Raw genomic sequence first — 18,440 nt, forward strand, 5'->3', positions numbered from 1 at the left:
CGCACGTGCGGGGGCCATTCGTGCGCGCGAGGTCGGATCTGAGCGAAAGCACTCCGTTGTCGAGCCACGGTCCTTTACCTTCGGGGTTGTGACCCCACCGCGCGGCGTACGCCGCCTCCTCTCGCCGCTGGCCACCCTGCTGATGGTCCCGGGCATGGCGCTGGTGCTGCCGGCCGCGTCGGCCGCCCCGCCCGCCGCAGTCGTGCGTGCCGTCTCGCCCGGTCCGGCCACCGGGCTCCAGGTGACCAGCCGGCCCGTCGACGACGTGCTGCGGCTCGACTGGCAGCACCCGAAGGGCGAGGACGCCGACGACCTGCGCTACCGCGTCGCCCTCAGCGCGTGGGAGGACGATGCAGAGGCCTCCTACGTCGTCGACAAGCCGTTCATCGAGGTGGCCACCCGCGGCGTCGGCACCACCTACCGCGGGTGGATACAGACCATCTCGCCCGCCGGGGACGGCGACTTCCTGCCGTTCAAGGTCGTCTACGAGGACGTGCCGGGCCAGGCGGTCGAGATCAACCCGCGTCCGCGCGCGGGCGGGTTCGCCCTGAAGTGGAAGTACGCCAAGTACGACCAGGCCAGGTCGTGGGAGGTCTTCGTCGACGGTGTCGTGGTGCCGACGAAGGTCAAGCAGGGGATCAAGCGGACGCTGCTGGCCCAGGTGAGCGGGCTGCAGGCTGGCACCGACTACGAGATCGGTGTGCGTGGGGTCAACGTGCATGGCGCCGGCGAGGCGCTCAGCGTCGTCGCGCGCACCTACGACCTGCCCGACCAGATGGCCGCCCCCACCGTCAAGCCTGGGAGGAAGGGCGGTGGGCTGAGCGTGCGGGTCGCGTGGACCCCGCCGACGGGCTGGGGCGGTGGCGAGCAGTGCTGCTACCGGATCACGGGCCACGGGCCCGTCGACCGGCAGGGCGCGCCCGCACGGGTCGAGCGCTGGACCGACGCCCCTGCCACCCGCTTCGACTTCCCCGTGGGCCGGTCCGGGAAGTGGCGCTTCCAGGTCGAGGCCAAGACAGGAGCCGGGTTCAGCCCGATCAGCGACCTGAGCCGGTCGGTGCGGGCCCGCTGAGGGTGGCTGGCGTCCCCCGCCCGACCGCCGCGGCCATGACCACCGAGGCCGCCGAGGAGTTCGGCGACGTGCTGTGTGCGGGGACCGGGGCCCCGACGTTTCCCGGGTCGGGGCCCCGGCGCCCCGTCCACCCCGATTCAGGTGGAGATCCGCCACCCGGACGTGGTGGAGGGCTCGGGGCTGTCTTTACTCCACATCGGCGACGCCCCGCGGCGGCTCACCCGCGCAGCGCGGTGACGAGCTCGGCCGCGCACTCGCTCGGGGTGCCGCGCACCGAGATGGTGTCCAGGCAGGCGGTCTACCCAATATCTATGAATCGGCGCTGCGGGGCTCGCGGGGCGGCGGCGCGCCGGCGCATATTGGTCCTGCGGATGCCCGGGCCCGCGGTCTTGAGACTCCCGCCGGCCCGGACACCCGCCTTACTCTGCCCGCCGACGTCAGCCGGCCTGGTCCCCGGCGGCGTCGCACCACAGGGACATCTCCTCGCAGCGTCCGCGCGCGTGCGCCGGCACCATCTCGCGCAGCGTCATCCACGTGTCCAGGTGGGCCGAGGTGGCGAACCGGGCCAGCCGGTCGGCGTTGAGGTGCGGGTCGAGCAGGAGCTCGGCGATCGTGTGCCGACGCGCCAGGGCACCACCCGGGTCGTCGCGGACCATCCGCAGCGCCACCGCCACCGCCTGGCCCACGAGCGTGCCGGGCCGCTGGTCGAGGCGACGCTCCGGGTCCCGGCCCAGCAGCGCGACCCAGGACCGGTGCGGCAGGTCGGCGGAGATCGAGGACTCGGCCTGCAGCGTCAGCCCGCTCGGCAGCCGTCCGCTCGCGATCCGGGTGCTGAGGATCTCCAGCCAGCCGGGGGGCTTGCCGGCCACGGCGGTCGCGGTCGCCTCGTCCACCACCAGCGGTCGCCACTCGAGGGCCAGGCCCGGCTCCTCGTCGATCGGCACCACCCGGCCGAGCACGTGGGCGTCCTCCGGCGCCTGCTCGCCGAGCCCGAGGTCCAGCACCTCGAGGGCCGCGCCGGTGCGGGCGTCGACCAGGGTGCGGTGCTCCTCGAGCGGTCCGAGCCGGTAGCCGCCCATCGGCGCGTACCGCCAGTCCACGATCCGCCCGGCGCGCCCGAGCAGGTCGGGGGAGAAGTCGATGGGCGGGCAGTGCGGGCAGAGGAGGTCCTCGAGCGCGTGCAGCTCGTAGACCTGCACCTGCCGCACCACCCAGTCACGCGCCCACAGCTGCGGGGTGGCCTGCTGCGGGTGCTCGAGGTCGAGGGCGTCGAGGTCGACCCCGTGCGGGTGCGCCACCGCCATCCCGAGCTCGAAGGCCCTCCGCTGTCGGTCCCGGTCGTCGTCGTGGCGACGCGCCAGCTCGGTGAGCCAGCGCGCCACCAGCCACCCGGGGGCGTCGTCGCCGAGCGTGGCCAGCAGCTCCAGCTGCTCGCCGTGCGTGGCGTCGCGGAACATCGGGATCCGCCGGTAGTGGCGCAGCGCCCCGGCCCAGTCGCCGCGCAGCTCGGCGGCCTGGAAGGCCTCGAGCGCCACGTGGTGCGCGGGCGTCATCTGGCTCGCGACGGAGCGGTAGGGACGGGACGGCTTGCGTGGACGGCTCATGCGACGACCCTGCGCCGACGCGGGAGCTGCCGTGAGGGGGAGCGTCGGGCCTGTGGAGAACCCGGCGGATCAGGCGGGCTGTGAATGCGCGGGGGACTTCACGAGCCGAGGCCGAGGGCGCCGGCACCATCTCCTGAGACGGGTCAGTGGCGGGCGACAGCTCGGGCCGACTCGAGGGGACATCTGGGCCGGGTCGGCGTGATATCTGGGCCGGGTCAGGGTGATATCTGGGCCGGGTCGCGGGTGGGGGGTGCGGCGGCCCGGTCGAGCAGCACCGCACCGACCCCGGCGACCACCCACACCGAGGCCAGGGTCAGCAGTGCGGCCCGGAACCCGTCCGCGCCACCGCCGTACGCCGCCATCAGCGCGACGCTGAGCGCGCTGCCGACGGTGAAGCCCAGGTATCGCAGCACCTGGTTGAACGCGACCGCGGAGCCGGTCTCGGCCGCCGGCAGGTGCGGGACCATCAGCACCGCGAGGCTGGAGAACGTGAAGCCGGACCCGGCGCCGCCCAGCGTCATCGCGAGCGAGGCCTGCCACAGGTGGTCGTGGAAGAGCCCCAGGCTCAGGGTCGCGGCCAGGAACATCGAGCAGCCCGTCGGCAGCAGCCAGCGGCTGCCCAGCCGCGCGCGCACCAGCAGGGCGAGCTGGTTGCCCAGGACGCTCATCAGCGAGTAGGGCACCAGGATCAGCCCGGCGACCACCACCGACCGGCCCAGCCCGAAGCCGGGCTCGTCGGTGCGCACCAGCACCACGACCAGGGTCAGCAGCGCGTACATGCCCAGCCCGGCCACCGCCGCGACCAGGTTGGGCGCGGCCACGCCGGGGCGCACCGCGAGCCGCAGGTCGACCAGCGGGGTCGCGCTGCGCAGCGTCCAGCGCACCCAGACCACCAGCGCCAGGAGCCCCGCACCGCCCAGGCCGAGCGTGCGCACCGAGGCCCAGCCCCACACCTCGCCCTCGGAGACCGCGAGCAGCACCGCCAGCATCGCCGCGCTGAGCAGCACCGCACCGGCCCAGTCGACCCGCGCGGGTGCCACGGTCGCGCTGCCCGGCAGGTGCCGCCAGGCCAGCAGCAGGGTCACCCCGCTCAGCACCCCGCCCAGCGCGTACGCCGCTCCCAGCCCGCCGAGCTCGGCCACGACCGCGGTGACGGGGTAGCCCAGCCCGGCACCGGCCACCGTGGTCACCGAGAGCAGCGCGATCGCGCGCTCCTGGCGCTCCCCGGCCAGCACGTCGCGGGCCACCGCGATCGCCAGCGGCAGCAGCGCCATCCCGACGCCCTGCAGCGCCCGGCCCGCGACCAGCGCCGCGAACGCGCCGTCCGAGGCGCCCAGCGTCGCGGAGAGCGCCGAGACCAGGGTGCCCAGCGTGACGACCCCCAGCCCGACCAGGATCGTGGGTCGCCGCAGCCGCCCGCTCGCGAACCGGCCCACCACCGGGGTCGACACGGCCCCGGCCAGCAGCGCCGCGGTCAGCGACCACTGCGCCGTCGTCAGCCGGACGTCGTACGCCTCGGCGACGGTGGGCACCAGCGGGGCGCCGAGGCTGCTGACCAGCGCCGTGATCGAGGTCAGCAGGACCAGGGTGGGCAGCAGGGCACGCGGGGGTGCGGTGGTCGGGTGCGTGCTCACCACCCGAACCTAGGCGCCGCCGGAGCGGCGGCGCCGACGGGGCGTCAGACGTGGACGTCCTCGACGAGCGAGTCGAGGTAGGTCGTGCAGACCTGGCGCATCCGGTCGATGGTCATCGAGCGGGAGCCCAGGATCACCTGGATCGCGAGGCCGTCCACGGCACCGATCAGCAGGTTGGTGTGGATCACGGCGTCACCCTGGCGCACCAGCCCCTGCTCCTGGCACTCCCGGATCAGCCCGGCCATCATCGCGCGCCACTCGCCGTAGACCGCGTCGTTGATCACCTGCAGCTCGGGCTCGTGCAGCGCCTCGATCCACAGCTCGGCCCAGACCCGCCAGGCGCGCTCGGTCTCCTCGCCCTCCGGGAGGTACGACTCCACGAGCGCACGCAGTCGGGTCAGCGGGTCGTCCTCGGCGTCGATGATCTGCCGGCGGCGCTCCAGCGACCGGGAGAAGTTGTGCTCGAAGGCCGCGTGCAGCAGGTCGCGCTTGGTCGGGAAGTAGTAGTGCACGGTGCCGGTCGCGGTCCCGATGCGCTTGGCCACGTCGGAGACGCGCAGCGAGCGGAACCCCTGGTCGGCGATGACCTCGCAGGTGGCGCGCAGGATCTGGTCGCGGCGCCCGCTCTCGGAGACTCGGCTCATGACGGCACACTAACTGACGGGCCAGTCAATCCGCTAGGGCTAAAGTCAGGCAGAATGGGCGTTGTGGCGATCCGAGTTGTTTGACTCGCCGGTCAATTTACCGATGTGGCCCTTGACACTCCTGTGACCCGCATCGCATGGTGGTGTCACTAACTGACGCACCAGTCAAACATCGGTCGGTGTCCACGGCCACGTTGAAAGGAACCGCGATGCGCCTGTCGCCCCGCCCCCTCGCCATGGCCGCCGTCGGCCTGCTCGCCGTGACGGTGACCGCCTGTGGCGGCAGCTCCGCCGAGGACGGCGAGAGCCTGACCGTCGTGATGTGGGGCGGCAGCGCCCAGAGCGCCCACGTGGACTCCTATGTCGCCCCCTGGGCCGAGGAGAACGGGGTGGAGGTCCTCCAGGACCAGCCCACCGACTACGCCAAGCTCCGCGCCCAGGTCGAGTCCGGCAAGGTCAGCTGGGGCGTCGTCGAGGCCGAGCCCAACTTCACCGTCACCGCCTGCGAGGACGGCCTCCTGGAGAAGATCGACACCAGCGTCGTCGACACCTCGGCCCTCGACCCGCAGTTCGTCAACGACTGCGCGATCCCGAACCTGCAGTACGCGTTCACGATCTCCTACAACACCGACGTCTTCCCCGACGCCCACCCCACCACGTGGGCCGAGTTCTTCGACACCGAGGAGTTCCCGGGCAAGCGCGGCTTCTGGCGCTACGCGACCGGCGGGATCTTCGAGGCCGCACTGCTGGCCGACGGGGTCGCCGCCGAGGACCTCTACCCCCTCGACATCGACCGGGCGTTCGCCAAGCTCGACACGATCAAGGACGACATCGTCTTCTACGACACCGGCGACCAGCAGGTCCAGCTGCTGGCCAGCGGTGAGGCGCCGCTGGTGCAGGCCTGGAACGGTCGCGTCTTCGACGCGGTCAAGCAGGGCCAGCCGGTCGCCAACGAGTTCGGGGAGCACCTGCTGTCCTACGACCAGATCGCGATCCCCAAGGGCTACCCCAACGCCGACCTGGCCATGGAGTGGATGGGCCACTTCGTGGAGGACCTCGAGGGCCAGGCCGCGGACGCCGACGCCACGGCGTACTCGCCGGTCAACCCCGCCGCCCTCGACCTGGTCGCCGACGACGTGCTGCCCCAGCTGCCGACCGCTCCCGAGAACGACGACTCCCGCGCCATCGTGATCGACTACACGTACTGGGCGGAGAACTACGACGCGGTCAGCGAGCGCTTCAACGAGTGGCTGGCCAAGTGAGCCTCGCGGCCCCCGAGCGCCCCGTCGAGCAGCCACCCGCGCGTCCCCCGGAGCCTCGGTCCCGTCGGTGGAGCCTGCGCGGCCTCGCCGACGGGTGGGGACTGCTGGTGCTGCCGCTGGCGGCCTTCCTGGTCCTGGTGCTCGTGGTGCCGCTGGGCATGATCCTCGCCCGCAGCTTCACCGACCCCGACCTGGGCCTGGGCAACTACCAGTCCTTCTTCGGGTCCGGGGTCTACCTCGACGTCCTGGTCAACACCTTCGTCACCGCCATCTCGGTGACGCTGATCTGCCTGGCCATCGGCTACCCCTACGCCTACCTGATGACGATCGCGCCGGCGTTCTGGCGCACCACGCTGCTGATCCTCGTGCTCGTGCCGTTCTGGACCAGCCTGCTGGTGCGCTCCTTCGCCCTGCTCCTGCTGCTGCGCGACACCGGGGCGGTCAACGAGACCCTGATCTCGTGGGGTCTCATCGACTCGCCGATCTCGATGGTGCGCAACTTCACCGGCGTCCTGATCGGCATGGTCCAGGTCCTGCTGCCCTTCATGGTGCTGCCGCTCTACGCCACGATGCGGGGCATCGACCGGCGCCTCCTCGAGGCCGGCGAGAGCCTCGGGGCCCGCCCGGCCTTCGCGTTCTGGCGGATCTTCGTGCCGCTGAGCATCCCGGGCATCGCCGCCGGCGGGCTCCTGGTCTTCATCCAGTCGCTGGGCTTCTACATCACCCCCGCCCTGCTCGGGGGACCCAGCGACGTGATGCTCGGTGAGCTCATCGTCCAGCAGGTCAGCACCGTGCTGCGCTGGGGCTTCGCCGCCGCGCTGGCCACCGTGCTGCTCCTGACCACCTTCGCCCTCCTGGCCGTGGTCAGCCGCTTCGTCAACGTCCGTGCCATGTTCTGGAAGGAGTCGTGATGCTGACTCGCCGACTCACCCGTGGCGCACTCGCCGCGCTGGCCGCCCTCACCGGGCTGGCCCTGGTGCTGCCAGTGCTGGTCATCGTGCCGATGTCCTTCAACGACAGCGCGTTCCTGCAGTTCCCGCCCAGCAGCTTCTCGACCCGCTGGTTCGAGAACTTCTTCGCCGACCCGCGCTGGCAGGCCAGCCTGATGGACAGCCTGCGGGTCGCGGTGCTGGTCACCATCTGCGCGGTGGTGCTGGGCACGGCCGCCGCGATGGGACTGGTCCGGGGCCGGCTGCGGCTCAAGGCGCTGCTCTCCGGGCTGGTCATCGCCCCGCTGGTGGTGCCCTACGTGATCGTCGGCCTGGCCTTCTACGCCGTCGCCCTCGAGCTCGGCTTGACCCAGACCACCCTCGGCCTGGTGCTGATCCACACCGCGGTCGCGGTGCCCTACGTGACGATCAACGTCGCGGCCGGGCTCGCCTCCTACGACCAGCGCCTCGAGCAGGCCGCGATGAGCCTGGGCGCCAACCCGTTCGTCACCTTCATCAAGGTCACGCTGCCGATCATCGCGCCCAGCGTGGTGGCGGGTGCGCTCTTCGCCTTCGTCACGAGCTGGGACGAGGTCGTCATCAGCCTGTTCCTCTCGGGCCCCGAGCTGACCACGCTGCCGGTGCAGATGTGGTCGGGGGTGCGGGTCCAGATCGACCCGACCGTCACCGCCGTCTCCACGATGCTGCTGCTGGTGACCATCTCGGTCTTCGCCACCGGGGGCCTGACCCAACTCATCCGTACCCGTCGGCTCGCCCGACAGCGCTAGGACCTGGAGCAGATCATGAACCAGACCATCACCCCCGCCGCGACGGCGGCCACGGGCTCGCCCACCGAGCCCACCAACGGTGCGGCCGTCTCGGTGCGCGGCATCGTCAAGGCCTACAAGGGCGCCCGGGCGCTCGACGGGGTCGACCTCGAGATCCGGGCCGGCGAGTTCCTGACGCTGCTCGGCTCGAGCGGCTCGGGCAAGTCGACCCTGCTCAACATCATCGCCGGGTTCACCACCGCCACCTCGGGCCAGGTCGTCGTCGACGACGCCGACCTCACCAGGGTGGCCCCGCACAAGCGCGACCTCGGCATGGTCTTCCAGCACTACGCCCTCTTCCCGCACATGAGCGTCTTCGACAACGTCGCCTTCCCGCTGCGTCGCCGCAAGACGCCGAAGGCCGACATCGCCCAGCGGGTCCAGGAGGCGCTCGACGTGGTCGAGCTCGGTCACCTGGCCAAGCGGATGCCGTCGCAGCTCTCCGGCGGACAGCAGCAGCGGGTCGCGCTGGCCCGGGCCATCGTCTTCCGGCCCCGGCTGCTCCTGCTCGACGAGCCGCTCGGTGCCCTGGACCGGCGGCTGCGCGAGCAGCTGCAGCTCGAGATCAAGCGGCTGCACCGCGACCTCGGCATCACCTTCGTGTTCGTCACCCACGACCAGGAGGAGGCGCTGGCGATGTCGGACCGGATCGCGCTGCTGCGCGACGGCCAGATCGTCCAGGTCGGCACCCCCGAGGAGCTCTACGAGCGTCCCGCCCAGCTGTACGCCGCGCAGTTCCTGGGGGAGTCCAACGTCTTCGCCGGCGGAGTCGAGGCCGGCACCTTCAGCGACGCCACCAGCGGGGCCCACCTGTCCTGCGCCTCCGGTGCCGTGGACGGGCCCGGTGCCATGGTCGTGCGCCCCGAGAACCTGAGCATCCTCGCCGACGGCGAGCCGCTGCCCGCCGGTCACAACGCCCTCAGCGGCACCATCAGCGAGGTCACCTACCTCGGCTCCGTGGTGCGCCTGGAGCTGACGCTGCCCGACGGGCGCCGGCTCGTGGCCCGCGCCGACACCGCCCAGCGCGGGCTGGTCGTCGGCGCCAGCGCCGTGGCCACCTGGTCCAGCGAGCGCTGCCAGATCGTGTCCGACTCCGGCGAGCAGGTGCCCCACCACCGCGCCGGCCTGGTGCGCCCCTGAGCGGCGTACGCCGCGCCCACCTGCACCACCGCCCGTCACCCCGCCCCCGTACGCACCGTCGCGCTGCCCCGCGCCCACTCGAAGTGAGAGACCAGCCATGAACCGTGTCCTGAACGACGCCCTCGACCTGACCAGCGACCAGAAGGAGTTCGTGGCCCTGGCCCGCGACTTCGCCGAGAAGGAGATCCGGCCCCGCGCCGAGGCGGTCGACGAGGCCGACTTCGAGTCCCCGATCGACCTGTGGAAGCAGGCCGCGCAGATCGGCCTGACCCACTTCATGATGCCCGAGGAGTACGGCGGCGGCGGGGTCACCGACCTGCTGACGCAGATCCTCGTGCAGCAGGAGCTCTGCTACGGCGACATCTCGATCGGCAACTTCCTCACCTCCAACGGCTTCTTCTCCGGCCCGGTCGAGGCGCTCGGCAGCCCCGAGCAGAAGGAGCGCTGGCTCGGGATCCTGTGCCGCGACGAGCCCCCCGTCACCGCGCTGGCCGTCACCGAGCCCGGTGTCGGCTCGGACGCCGCGGCCCTGCAGACCCGCGCGGTGCGCGAGGGCGAGGAGTACGTGCTCAGCGGTCAGAAGACCTGGATCTCCAACGCGCCGTACGCCGAGTACTTCATCGTCTTCGCGACCGTCGACCCCAGCCTGCGCTCGCGCGGCATCACCGCGTTCGTGGTGCCCCGCGACACCCCCGGCCTCAGCGTCGGGGGCCCGATGAAGAAGATGGGACAGCGCGGCATCGTCAACGCCGAGGTGTTCCTGGACCAGGTCCGGGTGCCGGTCGAGAACCGTCTCGGCGAGGAGGGCCAGGGCTTCTACGGGATGATGCGCACCTTCGACGCCTCGCGCATCCTCATCGGCTCCAGCGCCACCGGGCTGTCCCGCGCCGCGCTCGACGCCAGCCTGAAGTACGCCCAGGAGCGCGAGCAGTTCGGCACCGCGATCGCCAACCACCAGGCCGTGGCGTTCCGCCTGGCCGACATGGCCGCACGCGTCGACACCTCCCACCTGCTCACGGTGCGCGCCGCCAAGCTGTACGACGCTGGTCGCGACTGCACCGTCGAGGCCGCCATCGCCAAGCTCACCGCCTCGGAGAACGCCTCCTGGATCGCCTCCGCCGCGCTGCAGACCCACGGCGGCTGGGGCTACTCGCGCGAGTTCCCCCTGGAGCGGTGGATGCGCGACGCCAAGCTCGAGGAGCTCGAGGAGGGCACCTCCGACATCCAGCGCCTCATCATTTCCCGCGGTCTCCTGGCAGCCGGGCGATGAGCACCGCGACGGTGCGCGGCGACCGGTCCGCGGGGTCCCCTCCTGCACCGGCCGCCGAGCCGGCGCTCGCCGACCTGTCGGTGTTCCGCGACCCCGAGGTCGTCACGGTCCTCGGCGCCTCCGCCGACCCCGGCAAGTGGGGCTACTGGCTGGCCCGGGGCGCCCTGACCGGCGCCCACCGCCGGCAGGTGCACCTGGTCAACCGGCGCGGGGTCGAGATCGAGGGCCACCCCAGCGTGACGTCGCTGGCGGAGATCGAGGGCGACCTCGGCCTGGTCGTGCTCTGCGTGCCTGCTCCGGCGCTGCCGGACGCCGTGACCGAGGCCCTGGCCCGGGGTGCCCGCGGGTTCGTCGGGATCACCGCCGGCCTGGACCGGGCGACCGGGCGCCCCGGCGCCGAGGTCGAGCTGGCCCGCACCATTCGCGAGGGCGGGGCCCGGATCATCGGCCCCAACTGCCTGGGCATCTACGACGCCTCCACCGACCTGCGCCTGGCGTGGGGCGAGTTCACCCCCGGCGCGCTCGGGATCATCTCCCAGAGCGGCCAGCTGGGCTCCGAGCTGGCGAACCTGGCCGCCGACCGCGGCCTGGGCGTCTCCCGCTTCGTCTCGGTCGGCAACCAGGTCGACGTGAGCGCCCGCGAGCTGGTCGCGGACCTCGCCGACCACGAGGCCACCCGCGTGGTCGCGCTGTACGTCGAGAGCTTCGTCGACGGTCGTGCGCTCGCCGACTCGCTGCGGCTGCTGCACGCCGCCGGCAAGCAGACGGTGCTCCTCACCGTCGGCGCCAGCACCGCCAGCCAGGCCGCGGCCGCCTCGCACACCGGCTCGATGACCTCGGCCCTCGACGTCGTCGACGCCGCCTGCCGGGTCGCCGGCACGGTGCGCGTGGAGACCCCGGCCCAGCTGGTCGAGGTGGCGCAGATGCTCCTCGACGCCCCGCTGCCCCGCGGCCCCCGCGTCGCGGTGGTCGGCGACTCCGGCGGGCAGGGTGCGATCGCCGCCGACGTGCTCACCGGCCAGGGCCTCGCCGTCCGGAGCCTGGACCCCGCGGTGCGGGACTCGCTCGGCGCGCTGCTGCCGCCCGACGCCGGGATCGACAACCCGATCGACCTGGCCGGCGCCGGCGAGCAGGACCTCGCCGTCTACGCCGAGGTCGTCGAACGGCTGCTGGGCGACCCGGCGGTCGACGCGGTCACCATGACCGGCTACTTCGGCAGCTACGGCTTCCACACCCCGTCCCTGGCCGACGCCGAGGAGCAGGTGGCCCGCCGGATCGCCGCCGCGTCCGTGGCCACCGGCAAGCCGGTGGCGCTGCACTCCATGTGCCGCGACTCCGCCACCATCACCCTGATCCGCGAGCTCGGGGTGCCGACCTACCACACCATCGAGATGGCCGCCCTCGCGCTCGCGGGCGCCACCCGGATCGGTGCCGGGTCCGGGCGCGAGCTCGAGGACGTCGCCGTGCTGCCGGCCGAGCCCACCCACGGCTACCTGGCGGCGCGCGCGCTGCTGGACGCCGCCGGGGTCGACTTCCCCGGCGCCGCAGGGGTCCGCGACGTGGCCGGGCTGCGCGCCGCGGCCGCGACGCTGCAGGCGCCGTACGTGCTCAAGTGCGACTGGGAGGCCCACAAGACCGAGGTCGGCGGGGTGGTGCTCGGTCTCGCCGACGCCGAGGCCGCCGAGGCCGCGTTCGTCGAGATGTCCGCTCGCCTGGGCGGGGGCCTCTACGTCCTCGAGGAGATGGACACCCGCCGCCACACCGTCGAGCTCATCGTCGGCGCCCGCCACGACCCCTCCTTCGGGCCGGTCGTCGTGATCGGCGCGGGCGGGGTGCTGGCCGAGCTGCTCGACGACAGCGTCGTCGAGCTGGCCCCGGTCGACCGCGACACCGCCCGCGACATGGTCGCGCGGCTGCGCTGCGAACCGCTGCTGGCCGGCTGGCGCGGCGCCCCCGCCGTGGACCGCGAGGCGGTCGTCGACCTGGTGGTCGCGGCCTCCCGCCTCATCTGCGCCCGGCCCGACCTCAGCGACCTGGAGCTGAACCCCGTACGCGTGGCCCCCGACGGCCTGCTCGCCGTCGACGCCCTCGTCACCCACCGTCAGGAGAACCCATGACCAGCACCACCCCCACGCCCATGACGGGCCCCCGCACCGATCCCCGCTTCGCGGGCCGGGTCGCCCTCGTCACCGGCGGCGGCTCGGGCATCGGGCGCGCGATCGCCCTGGCGTACGCCGCCGGCGGCGGCACCGCGGTCGCCCTGGGCCGACGCAGCGAGGCCGTCCAGGAGACCGCCCGGCTGGCCGAGGCCGCCGGGGGAGCGGGGGACTGGATCTCCTGCGACGTGCGCGACGCCGACGCCCTGACCGCCGCGGTCGACCAGGTGGTCGAGCGGCACGGCCGCATCGACGTCCTGGTCAACAACGCCGCGGGCAACTTCGTCGTCGACGGCGAGGACCTCTCTCCCAACGGCTGGCGCGCGGTCATCGACATCGTGCTCAACGGCACCTTCTTCGCCACCCGCGCCGCCGGCCAGCACATGCTGCGCGCCGGCAGCGGCTCGATCCTCAACGTCATCGCCAGCTACGCCTGGCACGGCCACCCCGGCACCGTGCACTCCGCGGCCGCCAAGGCCGGCGTGCTCGCAATGACCCGCACCCTCGCCGTGGAGTGGGCCGACCGCGGCGTCCGGCTGAACTGCCTGGCGCCCGGGCCCACCGAGACCGAGGGCGCCGGCGCCGCGCTGTGGGCCACCGAGGAGGCCCGCGCCGGGGTGCTGGGCAGCGTCCCGATGGGCCGGTTCACCACGCCCGAGGAGGTCGCCGGCACCGCCGCGTTCCTCCTCTCCGACGAGGCGGCGTACGTGACCGGAGAAGTGCTGACCGTCGACGGCGGACAGTGGCTGGGCAAGCAGATCTACGGAAGGACCGACTCATGAGCACCCCCACCCCCGCGGCCCAGGCGCCGACGCAGACCGGCGGCGAGGCCCTCGTGGCGGCGCTCGCCGCGCACGGCGTCGACACCGTCTTCGGCATCCCCGGCACCCACAACCTGCCGATCTACGCGCACCTCGACGCCTACGGCGTCCGGCACTTCTCGCCGCGCCACGAGCAGGGCGCCGGGTACGCCGCCGACGGCTACGCCCGCTCCAGCGGCCGGCCGGGTGTCGCCCTGACCACCTCCGGGCCCGCCGTGCTCAACGCCGCCGCGGCGGTCGCCCAGGCCTACTCCGACTCGGTGCCGGTGCTGCTCATCTCGCCGGGCCTGCCGCTGGCCCACCCGGGCCTCGGCAACGGCTACCTGCACGAGGTCAAGGACCAGCAGCAGGCCCTGGCCAGCGTGGTGGCCTACAGCCACCGGGTCACCAGCGTCGCGGAGATCCCGCTCGCCGTCGCCCAGGCGTTCGCCACCATGACGTCCGGGCGCCCGCGCCCGGTGCACCTCGAGATCCCGCTCGACCTGCTCGACGAGTCCGACGTCGTCGTCCCGGTCGCGCCGGTGCCCGTCGCCGTCTCGATGCCGCCCGCCGAGGTCCTCGCCGCCGCCGCGGAGGTGCTGGGCAGCGCCCAGCGCCCCGGCATCGTCGCCGGGGGCGGCGCCCGGCACGCCGCCGCCGAGCTGGTCGCCCTCGCCGAGCGCTGGGGCGCCCCGGTGGTGACCACCACCAACGGCAAGGGCGCGGTCGCCGACGACCACGAGCTCGCGCTCGGCGCCGGGGTGCACCACCCGGCCGTCGCCGCGTTCGCCGCCGACTGCGACGTCGTGCTCGTCGTGGGCTCCGAGCTCGCCCCGGCCGACCTGTGGATCGGGCCGCTGCCCTACGGCGGCCAGGTCGTGCGCATCGACGTCGACCCCGTCCAGGTGGTCACCAACGCGCTGCCCGACCTGGCCCTGGTCGGCGACGCCGCCACCTGCCTCGCCGCACTCACCGCCCGGCTCCCGGGCACCCCCGCCGAGGACGCCGTCGGGCGGGCCGACCACTGGCGCAAGCAGCTCCAGGGCGACGCCCGGGCGGAGGGTCGGATCTACCTGTCCCTCATCGAGGCGATGGCGCAGGCGCTGGACCGCGACGCCATCGTCGCCGCCGACAGCGCGATGGCCTGCTACTACGGCGCACTGTCGAACCTGCCGTCCTACACGCCGTCGAGCTTCCTCTACCCGACCGGCCTGGGCACCCTGGGCTACGGCCTGCCGGCAGCCATCGGCGCCAAGATCGCCCACCCCGACCGGCAGGTCATCGCCATGCACGGCGACGGCGGGGTGATGTTCACGATCGCCGAGCTGGCCGGCGCCGCCGAGGCCGGGCTCGCGATCCCGCTCCTGGTCGTCGACAACGGCGGGTACGGCGAGATCCGCAACGAGCAGGTCGCCCGCGGCGACGCCACCCTCGGCGTCGACCTGGGCCGCGTCGACTTCCCGACGCTGGCCCGCGGCCTGGGCTGCCACGGCGTCAGCGTCGAGGTCTCGGGCCTGGCCGCCGAGCTGCGCAAGGCCTTCGCCGCCGACCGGCCGACGCTGGTGCACGTGATGGAGCCGACCGATGGGTGAGCAGGTGGCGCTCGAGCGTCGTCCCGAGGTGGGTGCGCCCCGGAGCGCGAGGGGCGCCTACATCGACGGCCGCTGGTGGCCGGTCGAGCAGACCCTGCCCGTGCACAGCCCGGCCACCGGTGCGGTCGTCGGCGAGGTGGCGGTCTGCGGCGTCGCGGACGTCGACCGGGCCGTCGCGGCCGCCCGAGCGGCGTACCCCGGGTGGCGCGACGCGGGCCCCGAGGCCCGCGCCGACGCGCTCGACGCCCTGCTGCTCGCGCTGCGCGAGCGCCGCGACGAGCTCGTCGACCTGACCGTCGCCGAGGTCGGGGCGCCGGTCGCGGTCGCGCGCGAGGCCCACATCGACCTCTCGCTCGACATCGTCGCCTTCTACGCGGGCCTGGCCCGCCGGGGCGCCGAGGTCGAGACGGTCGCCAACACCACCATCTACCGGGAGCCGGTGGGCGTCGTCGCGGCGATCACCCCCTGGAACTACCCGCTCTACCAGCTCGTCATCAAGGCCGCCGCCGCGATGGCGGCCGGGTGCACCGTGGTCGCCAAGCCGGCCGAGCTGACCCCGTTGACGTCGCTGCTCTTCGCCGAGGCGTGCACCACCTCGGGCCTGCCCCCGGGCGTGTTCAACCTGGTGCCGGGCCGGGGACGGCAGGTGGGCAGCGCCATGGTCGAGCACCCGCACGTCGACCTCGTCTCCTTCACCGGCTCCACCCAGGTCGGCTCCGCCATCGCCGGTGCCGCAGCGCTGAGCGTGAAGCGGGTCAGCCTGGAGCTCGGCGGCAAGTCCGCCTCCGTCGTGCTCCCCGACGCCGACCTCGCCACCGCGGTGCGGGCCACGGTCGACTCCGCGATGCTCAACAGTGGTCAGACCTGCAGCGCCTGGACCAGGCTGCTGGTGCCGGCGGAGCGGTACGACGAGGCGCTCGGCCTGGCCGCCGACCGCCTGGACGCGCTGGTCGTCGGCGACCCCGAGGACGAGGCCACCGAGCTCGGGCCGGTCATCTCGGCCGACCAGGCCACCTCGATCGAGGGGTTCCTGGAGCGTGCCGCCGCCGGGGGGGCGCAGGTGCGCCGGGGCCCGGCGTACACCGGGCTGCCCGGCCACTACGTCGCGCCCGCGCTGGTCTGGGACGTCGAGCCGGACGCCGAGATCGCCCTCGAGGAGGTCTTCGGGCCGGTGCTGGTCGTGCAGGCCTACACCGACGTCGACCACGCGGTCGAGATCGCCAACGCCACCGACTACGGCCTTGCCGGCGCGGTCTGGTCGGCCTCCGACCAGGCGGCCCTCGCGGTCGCCCGGCGGATGCGGACCGGCCAGGTCGACCTGAACGGCGCTGAGTTCAACCTCGCCGCACCCTTCGGCGGGGTCAAGAAGTCGGGCTACGGGCGCGAGCTGGGTCGCCACGGGCTCGACGAGTTCACCGAGGTCAAGGCCGTGCAGGCATGAGCCGCCCGGTCGCGGTCTACACCGACGTCACCGAGCTCGACCCCGCGCCTGGCGTCGCCCTGCTCGAGCAGGCCGGGTTCGAGGTGCGCGTGCTCGACGAGAGCGATCCCGATCGCGTGGCGGCGCTGGCCGCCGACGCGAGCGTGCTGCTGATCGGCTACTCGGTGGTGGACGCAGCGCTGCTGGACCGGCTGCCGCAGCTGCGGCTGGTCTGCACCCAGTCGGCGGGCGTCGACACCGTCGACCTGGCCGCGGCCGCCGCCCGCGGCGTACAGGTGGCCCACGTCCCGGACGGCGCGACCGACGACGTCGCCGGGCACGCCCTGGCCATGGCCCTGGCGCTCGTGCGGGGACTGCCCTTCCTCGACCGCCAGGTGCGAGAGGGCCAGTGGGACGGCACCAGCGAGCCGCTGCGCCGTCTGTCGAGCGTGCGGCTCGGCGTGGTCGGGATGGGCCGGATCGGACGGCGCCTCGCCACGATGGCGCTGCCGCTCTTCGGCGAGGTCGTCGGCCACGACCCGGTGCCGGGCACCCAGCACTGGCCCGACGGCGTACGGTCCGCGTCGTTCGACGACCTCCTCGCCGAGGTGGACGTGCTCAGCCTGCACCTGCCGCTCACCGACGGGACCCGGTCGCTGCTCGGCGCCCCGCAGCTCGCGCGGATGCGCCCGGATGCGCTGCTCGTCAATGTCTCGCGCGGCGGGCTCGTCGACCATGACGCCCTGCTGGCCGCGCTCGACGACGGCCGGCTCGCCGGCGCAGCGCTCGACGTGCTGCCCGTCGAGCCCCCGCCCGCCGACTCCGTCGTGCTGCGGCACCCGCGGGTGCTGCTGACGCCGCACGCGGCCTACCTCTCGCCCGACTCCGCAGCGGCGTACGTGCGCACCCAGGCCGAGAACGCCGTGGCCTGGCGCGACACCGGGCGGGCCCTGCACGTTGTGGGTCCCGCTCCGGGTCCGGTCGCCTCCGGCCACCCGGGATGACGACCCGCGCCCGCGACCACCGGTTCGTCCCGTTCCTGGCGCTCAGCGTCGTCACGGCGCTGTGGGGCTCGACGTTCGTGCTGTCGAAGGACCTGCTGGAGCGGCACGACCCGCTGACGGTGCTGAGCGTGCGGTTCGTGATCGCCGCGTTCTGCCTGTGGGCGGTGCGACCCGCCGCCCTGCGCGGGCTGCCGCGGCGCACGTGGTGGACCGCGATGGTGCTCGGTGCGGTCTACGGCAGCGCGCAGATCCCTCAGTACTACGGCCTCCAGATGACGACCGCCTCGACGTCGGGGCTGCTGATCGGCAGCTACGTGATCTTCACGCCTGCCGTGGCGTGGCTGCTGTGGCGGGTCCGGTCGAGCCCGCGCACCCTCACCGGGGTGGGGCTGGCGGCGCTGGGTCTCACGACCTTCTCGCTGCAGGACGCCCGGATCGGGCCCGGTGAGCTGCTCGCCCTGGGCGCCGCGGTGCTCTACGCCGTGCACATCGTGTCGATGGGGCGGTGGAGCACCCCGGGGCAGACCTGGGCGATGACCACGATCCAGATGATGACGATCAGCGTCGTGGTCAGCGTGCCGGCGCTGGTCCGGGGGCCGCAGGTGCCCGGGTGGGGCACCGACTGGCTGCTGATCGGCTACCTCGCGCTGATCAGCGGGGCGCTGGCGATCGGGGTGCAGACCTGGGCCCAGACCCGGATCCCGGCCGCCCACGCCGCCATCATCATGGCCGCCGAACCGATCTGGGCCGCTGGTCTCGCGGTGCTGATCCTGGGCGACCTGCTGACCTGGCGGATGGTCTTCGGCGGCGCGATGCTGCTCGCCGCCAACGCGCTGGTGGCCACCGGCGACCGCCGCGAGGCCGTGGTGGTGTCGGCTCCCGACGCGCTCAGCACCGGGTGGTGCGAGGACGAGGAGGAGCCTGAGGTGGAGGAGCCGGCCGGCGAGGAGACGCCCGCGGTGGGCCGGGTGGACAGCGCCGGCGACCCCGACCGGGTCTCCTAGACCGGCCGGCCGGAGCCGGGCCGGATGCCGCGCGGGTGGGACCGTGTCGCGATACGTTGAGTGACGAGTCAGTCCATCAACG

15 protein-coding genes are annotated in these 18,440 nt (G+C 73.5%); 12 read left to right on the forward strand and 3 right to left on the reverse strand.

Translation table 11 applies throughout. The annotated features are described in order from the left end of the window. Nucleotides 1-88 precede the first annotated feature (88 nt). Nucleotides 89-1,072 (forward strand): hypothetical protein, encoded by a 984-nt coding sequence (locus tag I601_RS08900; protein ID WP_068108419.1) that lies wholly within the window; start codon nt 89-91, stop codon nt 1,070-1,072. Between the two features lie 437 nt (nt 1,073-1,509). Here the strand turns inward: I601_RS08900 and I601_RS08905 are convergent, their stop codons facing one another. From I601_RS08905 to I601_RS08915, 3 genes are all read right to left on the reverse strand, one after another. Next, nucleotides 1,510-2,676 carry a hypothetical protein gene (locus tag I601_RS08905; protein ID WP_068108422.1) on the reverse strand — a complete coding sequence of 389 codons (1,167 nt, stop codon included), beginning with the start codon at nt 2,674-2,676 and terminating at the stop codon, nt 1,510-1,512. Between the two features lie 215 nt (nt 2,677-2,891). After that, nucleotides 2,892-4,310 carry an MFS transporter gene (locus I601_RS08910; protein WP_169834681.1) on the reverse strand — a complete coding sequence of 473 codons (1,419 nt, stop codon included), beginning with the start codon at nt 4,308-4,310 and terminating at the stop codon, nt 2,892-2,894. Nucleotides 4,311-4,354: 44 nt separating this feature from the next. Further along, nucleotides 4,355-4,954, reverse strand: a complete 600-nt coding sequence (locus tag I601_RS08915) for a TetR/AcrR family transcriptional regulator (protein ID WP_068108425.1) — start codon at nt 4,952-4,954, stop codon at nt 4,355-4,357. Nucleotides 4,955-5,163: 209 nt separating this feature from the next. On the opposite strand from I601_RS08915, the gene I601_RS08920 reads away from it, so the two are divergent. From I601_RS08920 to I601_RS08970, 11 genes are all read left to right on the forward strand, one after another. Further along, nucleotides 5,164-6,216, forward strand: coding sequence for an ABC transporter substrate-binding protein (locus tag I601_RS08920; protein WP_068108428.1), 1,053 nt, complete (start codon nt 5,164-5,166; stop codon nt 6,214-6,216). Beyond that, nucleotides 6,213-7,127: an ABC transporter permease gene (locus I601_RS08925; protein ID WP_068108431.1), complete on the forward strand. Its 915-nt coding sequence runs from the start codon at nt 6,213-6,215 to the stop codon at nt 7,125-7,127. The genes I601_RS08920 and I601_RS08925 overlap by 4 nt, the downstream gene beginning before the upstream one ends. Then, nucleotides 7,127-7,933 carry an ABC transporter permease gene (locus I601_RS08930; protein WP_068108434.1) on the forward strand — a complete coding sequence of 269 codons (807 nt, stop codon included), beginning with the start codon at nt 7,127-7,129 and terminating at the stop codon, nt 7,931-7,933. The genes I601_RS08925 and I601_RS08930 overlap by 1 nt, the downstream gene beginning before the upstream one ends. A 15-nt stretch (nt 7,934-7,948) precedes the next feature. After that, on the forward strand, nt 7,949-9,112 hold the full coding sequence (locus I601_RS08935; RefSeq protein WP_068108437.1) for an ABC transporter ATP-binding protein: 1,164 nt from the start codon (nt 7,949-7,951) through the stop codon (nt 9,110-9,112). A 97-nt stretch (nt 9,113-9,209) separates the two neighbouring features. Continuing rightward, nucleotides 9,210-10,382: an acyl-CoA dehydrogenase family protein gene (locus tag I601_RS08940; RefSeq protein WP_068108440.1), complete on the forward strand. Its 1,173-nt coding sequence runs from the start codon at nt 9,210-9,212 to the stop codon at nt 10,380-10,382. Beyond that, nucleotides 10,379-12,499 carry an acetate--CoA ligase family protein gene (locus I601_RS08945; RefSeq protein ID WP_084527380.1) on the forward strand — a complete coding sequence of 707 codons (2,121 nt, stop codon included), beginning with the start codon at nt 10,379-10,381 and terminating at the stop codon, nt 12,497-12,499. The genes I601_RS08940 and I601_RS08945 overlap by 4 nt, the downstream gene beginning before the upstream one ends. Further along, complete coding sequence (locus I601_RS08950; RefSeq protein WP_218917777.1) at nt 12,496-13,320, forward strand: SDR family oxidoreductase; 825 nt, start codon at nt 12,496-12,498, stop codon at nt 13,318-13,320. Before I601_RS08945 ends, I601_RS08950 begins: the two co-directional genes overlap by 4 nt. Continuing rightward, nucleotides 13,317-14,930, forward strand: a complete 1,614-nt coding sequence (locus I601_RS08955; protein ID WP_068108445.1) for a thiamine pyrophosphate-binding protein — start codon at nt 13,317-13,319, stop codon at nt 14,928-14,930. Before I601_RS08950 ends, I601_RS08955 begins: the two co-directional genes overlap by 4 nt. Continuing rightward, the gene (locus I601_RS08960) at nt 14,923-16,371 is read left to right on the forward strand and encodes an aldehyde dehydrogenase family protein (RefSeq protein WP_068108446.1); all 1,449 of its coding nucleotides are present in this window, start codon (nt 14,923-14,925) and stop codon (nt 16,369-16,371) included. Before I601_RS08955 ends, I601_RS08960 begins: the two co-directional genes overlap by 8 nt. Further along, nucleotides 16,368-17,354 (forward strand): C-terminal binding protein, encoded by a 987-nt coding sequence (locus tag I601_RS08965; protein ID WP_068108449.1) that lies wholly within the window; start codon nt 16,368-16,370, stop codon nt 17,352-17,354. Before I601_RS08960 ends, I601_RS08965 begins: the two co-directional genes overlap by 4 nt. Continuing rightward, nucleotides 17,351-18,358, forward strand: coding sequence for a DMT family transporter (locus I601_RS08970; protein WP_068108452.1), 1,008 nt, complete (start codon nt 17,351-17,353; stop codon nt 18,356-18,358). Before I601_RS08965 ends, I601_RS08970 begins: the two co-directional genes overlap by 4 nt. The last annotated feature ends 82 nt before the right edge of the window (nt 18,359-18,440 follow it).

The organism is Nocardioides dokdonensis FR1436 (assembly GCF_001653335.1).
Lineage (GTDB): Bacteria > Actinomycetota > Actinomycetes > Propionibacteriales > Nocardioidaceae > Nocardioides > Nocardioides dokdonensis.

Excerpts from the sequence above, each read along its gene's own strand:
- I601_RS08935 (WP_068108437.1), top strand. The coding sequence starts at position 7,949 with ATGAACCAGACCATCACCCCCGCCGCGACGGCGGCCACGGGCTCGCCC.
- I601_RS08945 (WP_084527380.1), top strand. The coding sequence starts at position 10,379 with ATGAGCACCGCGACGGTGCGCGGCGACCGGTCCGCGGGGTCCCCTCCT.
- I601_RS08960 (WP_068108446.1), top strand. The coding sequence starts at position 14,923 with ATGGGTGAGCAGGTGGCGCTCGAGCGTCGTCCCGAGGTGGGTGCGCCC.
- I601_RS08950 (WP_218917777.1), top strand. The coding sequence starts at position 12,496 with ATGACCAGCACCACCCCCACGCCCATGACGGGCCCCCGCACCGATCCC.
- I601_RS08955 (WP_068108445.1), top strand. The coding sequence starts at position 13,317 with ATGAGCACCCCCACCCCCGCGGCCCAGGCGCCGACGCAGACCGGCGGC.
- I601_RS08905 (WP_068108422.1), bottom strand. The coding sequence starts at position 2,676 with ATGAGCCGTCCACGCAAGCCGTCCCGTCCCTACCGCTCCGTCGCGAGC.
- I601_RS08970 (WP_068108452.1), top strand. The coding sequence starts at position 17,351 with ATGACGACCCGCGCCCGCGACCACCGGTTCGTCCCGTTCCTGGCGCTC.
- I601_RS08940 (WP_068108440.1), top strand. The coding sequence starts at position 9,210 with ATGAACCGTGTCCTGAACGACGCCCTCGACCTGACCAGCGACCAGAAG.
- I601_RS08920 (WP_068108428.1), top strand. The coding sequence starts at position 5,164 with ATGCGCCTGTCGCCCCGCCCCCTCGCCATGGCCGCCGTCGGCCTGCTC.
- I601_RS08915 (WP_068108425.1), bottom strand. The coding sequence starts at position 4,954 with ATGAGCCGAGTCTCCGAGAGCGGGCGCCGCGACCAGATCCTGCGCGCC.
- I601_RS08965 (WP_068108449.1), top strand. The coding sequence starts at position 16,368 with ATGAGCCGCCCGGTCGCGGTCTACACCGACGTCACCGAGCTCGACCCC.
- I601_RS08930 (WP_068108434.1), top strand. The coding sequence starts at position 7,127 with ATGCTGACTCGCCGACTCACCCGTGGCGCACTCGCCGCGCTGGCCGCC.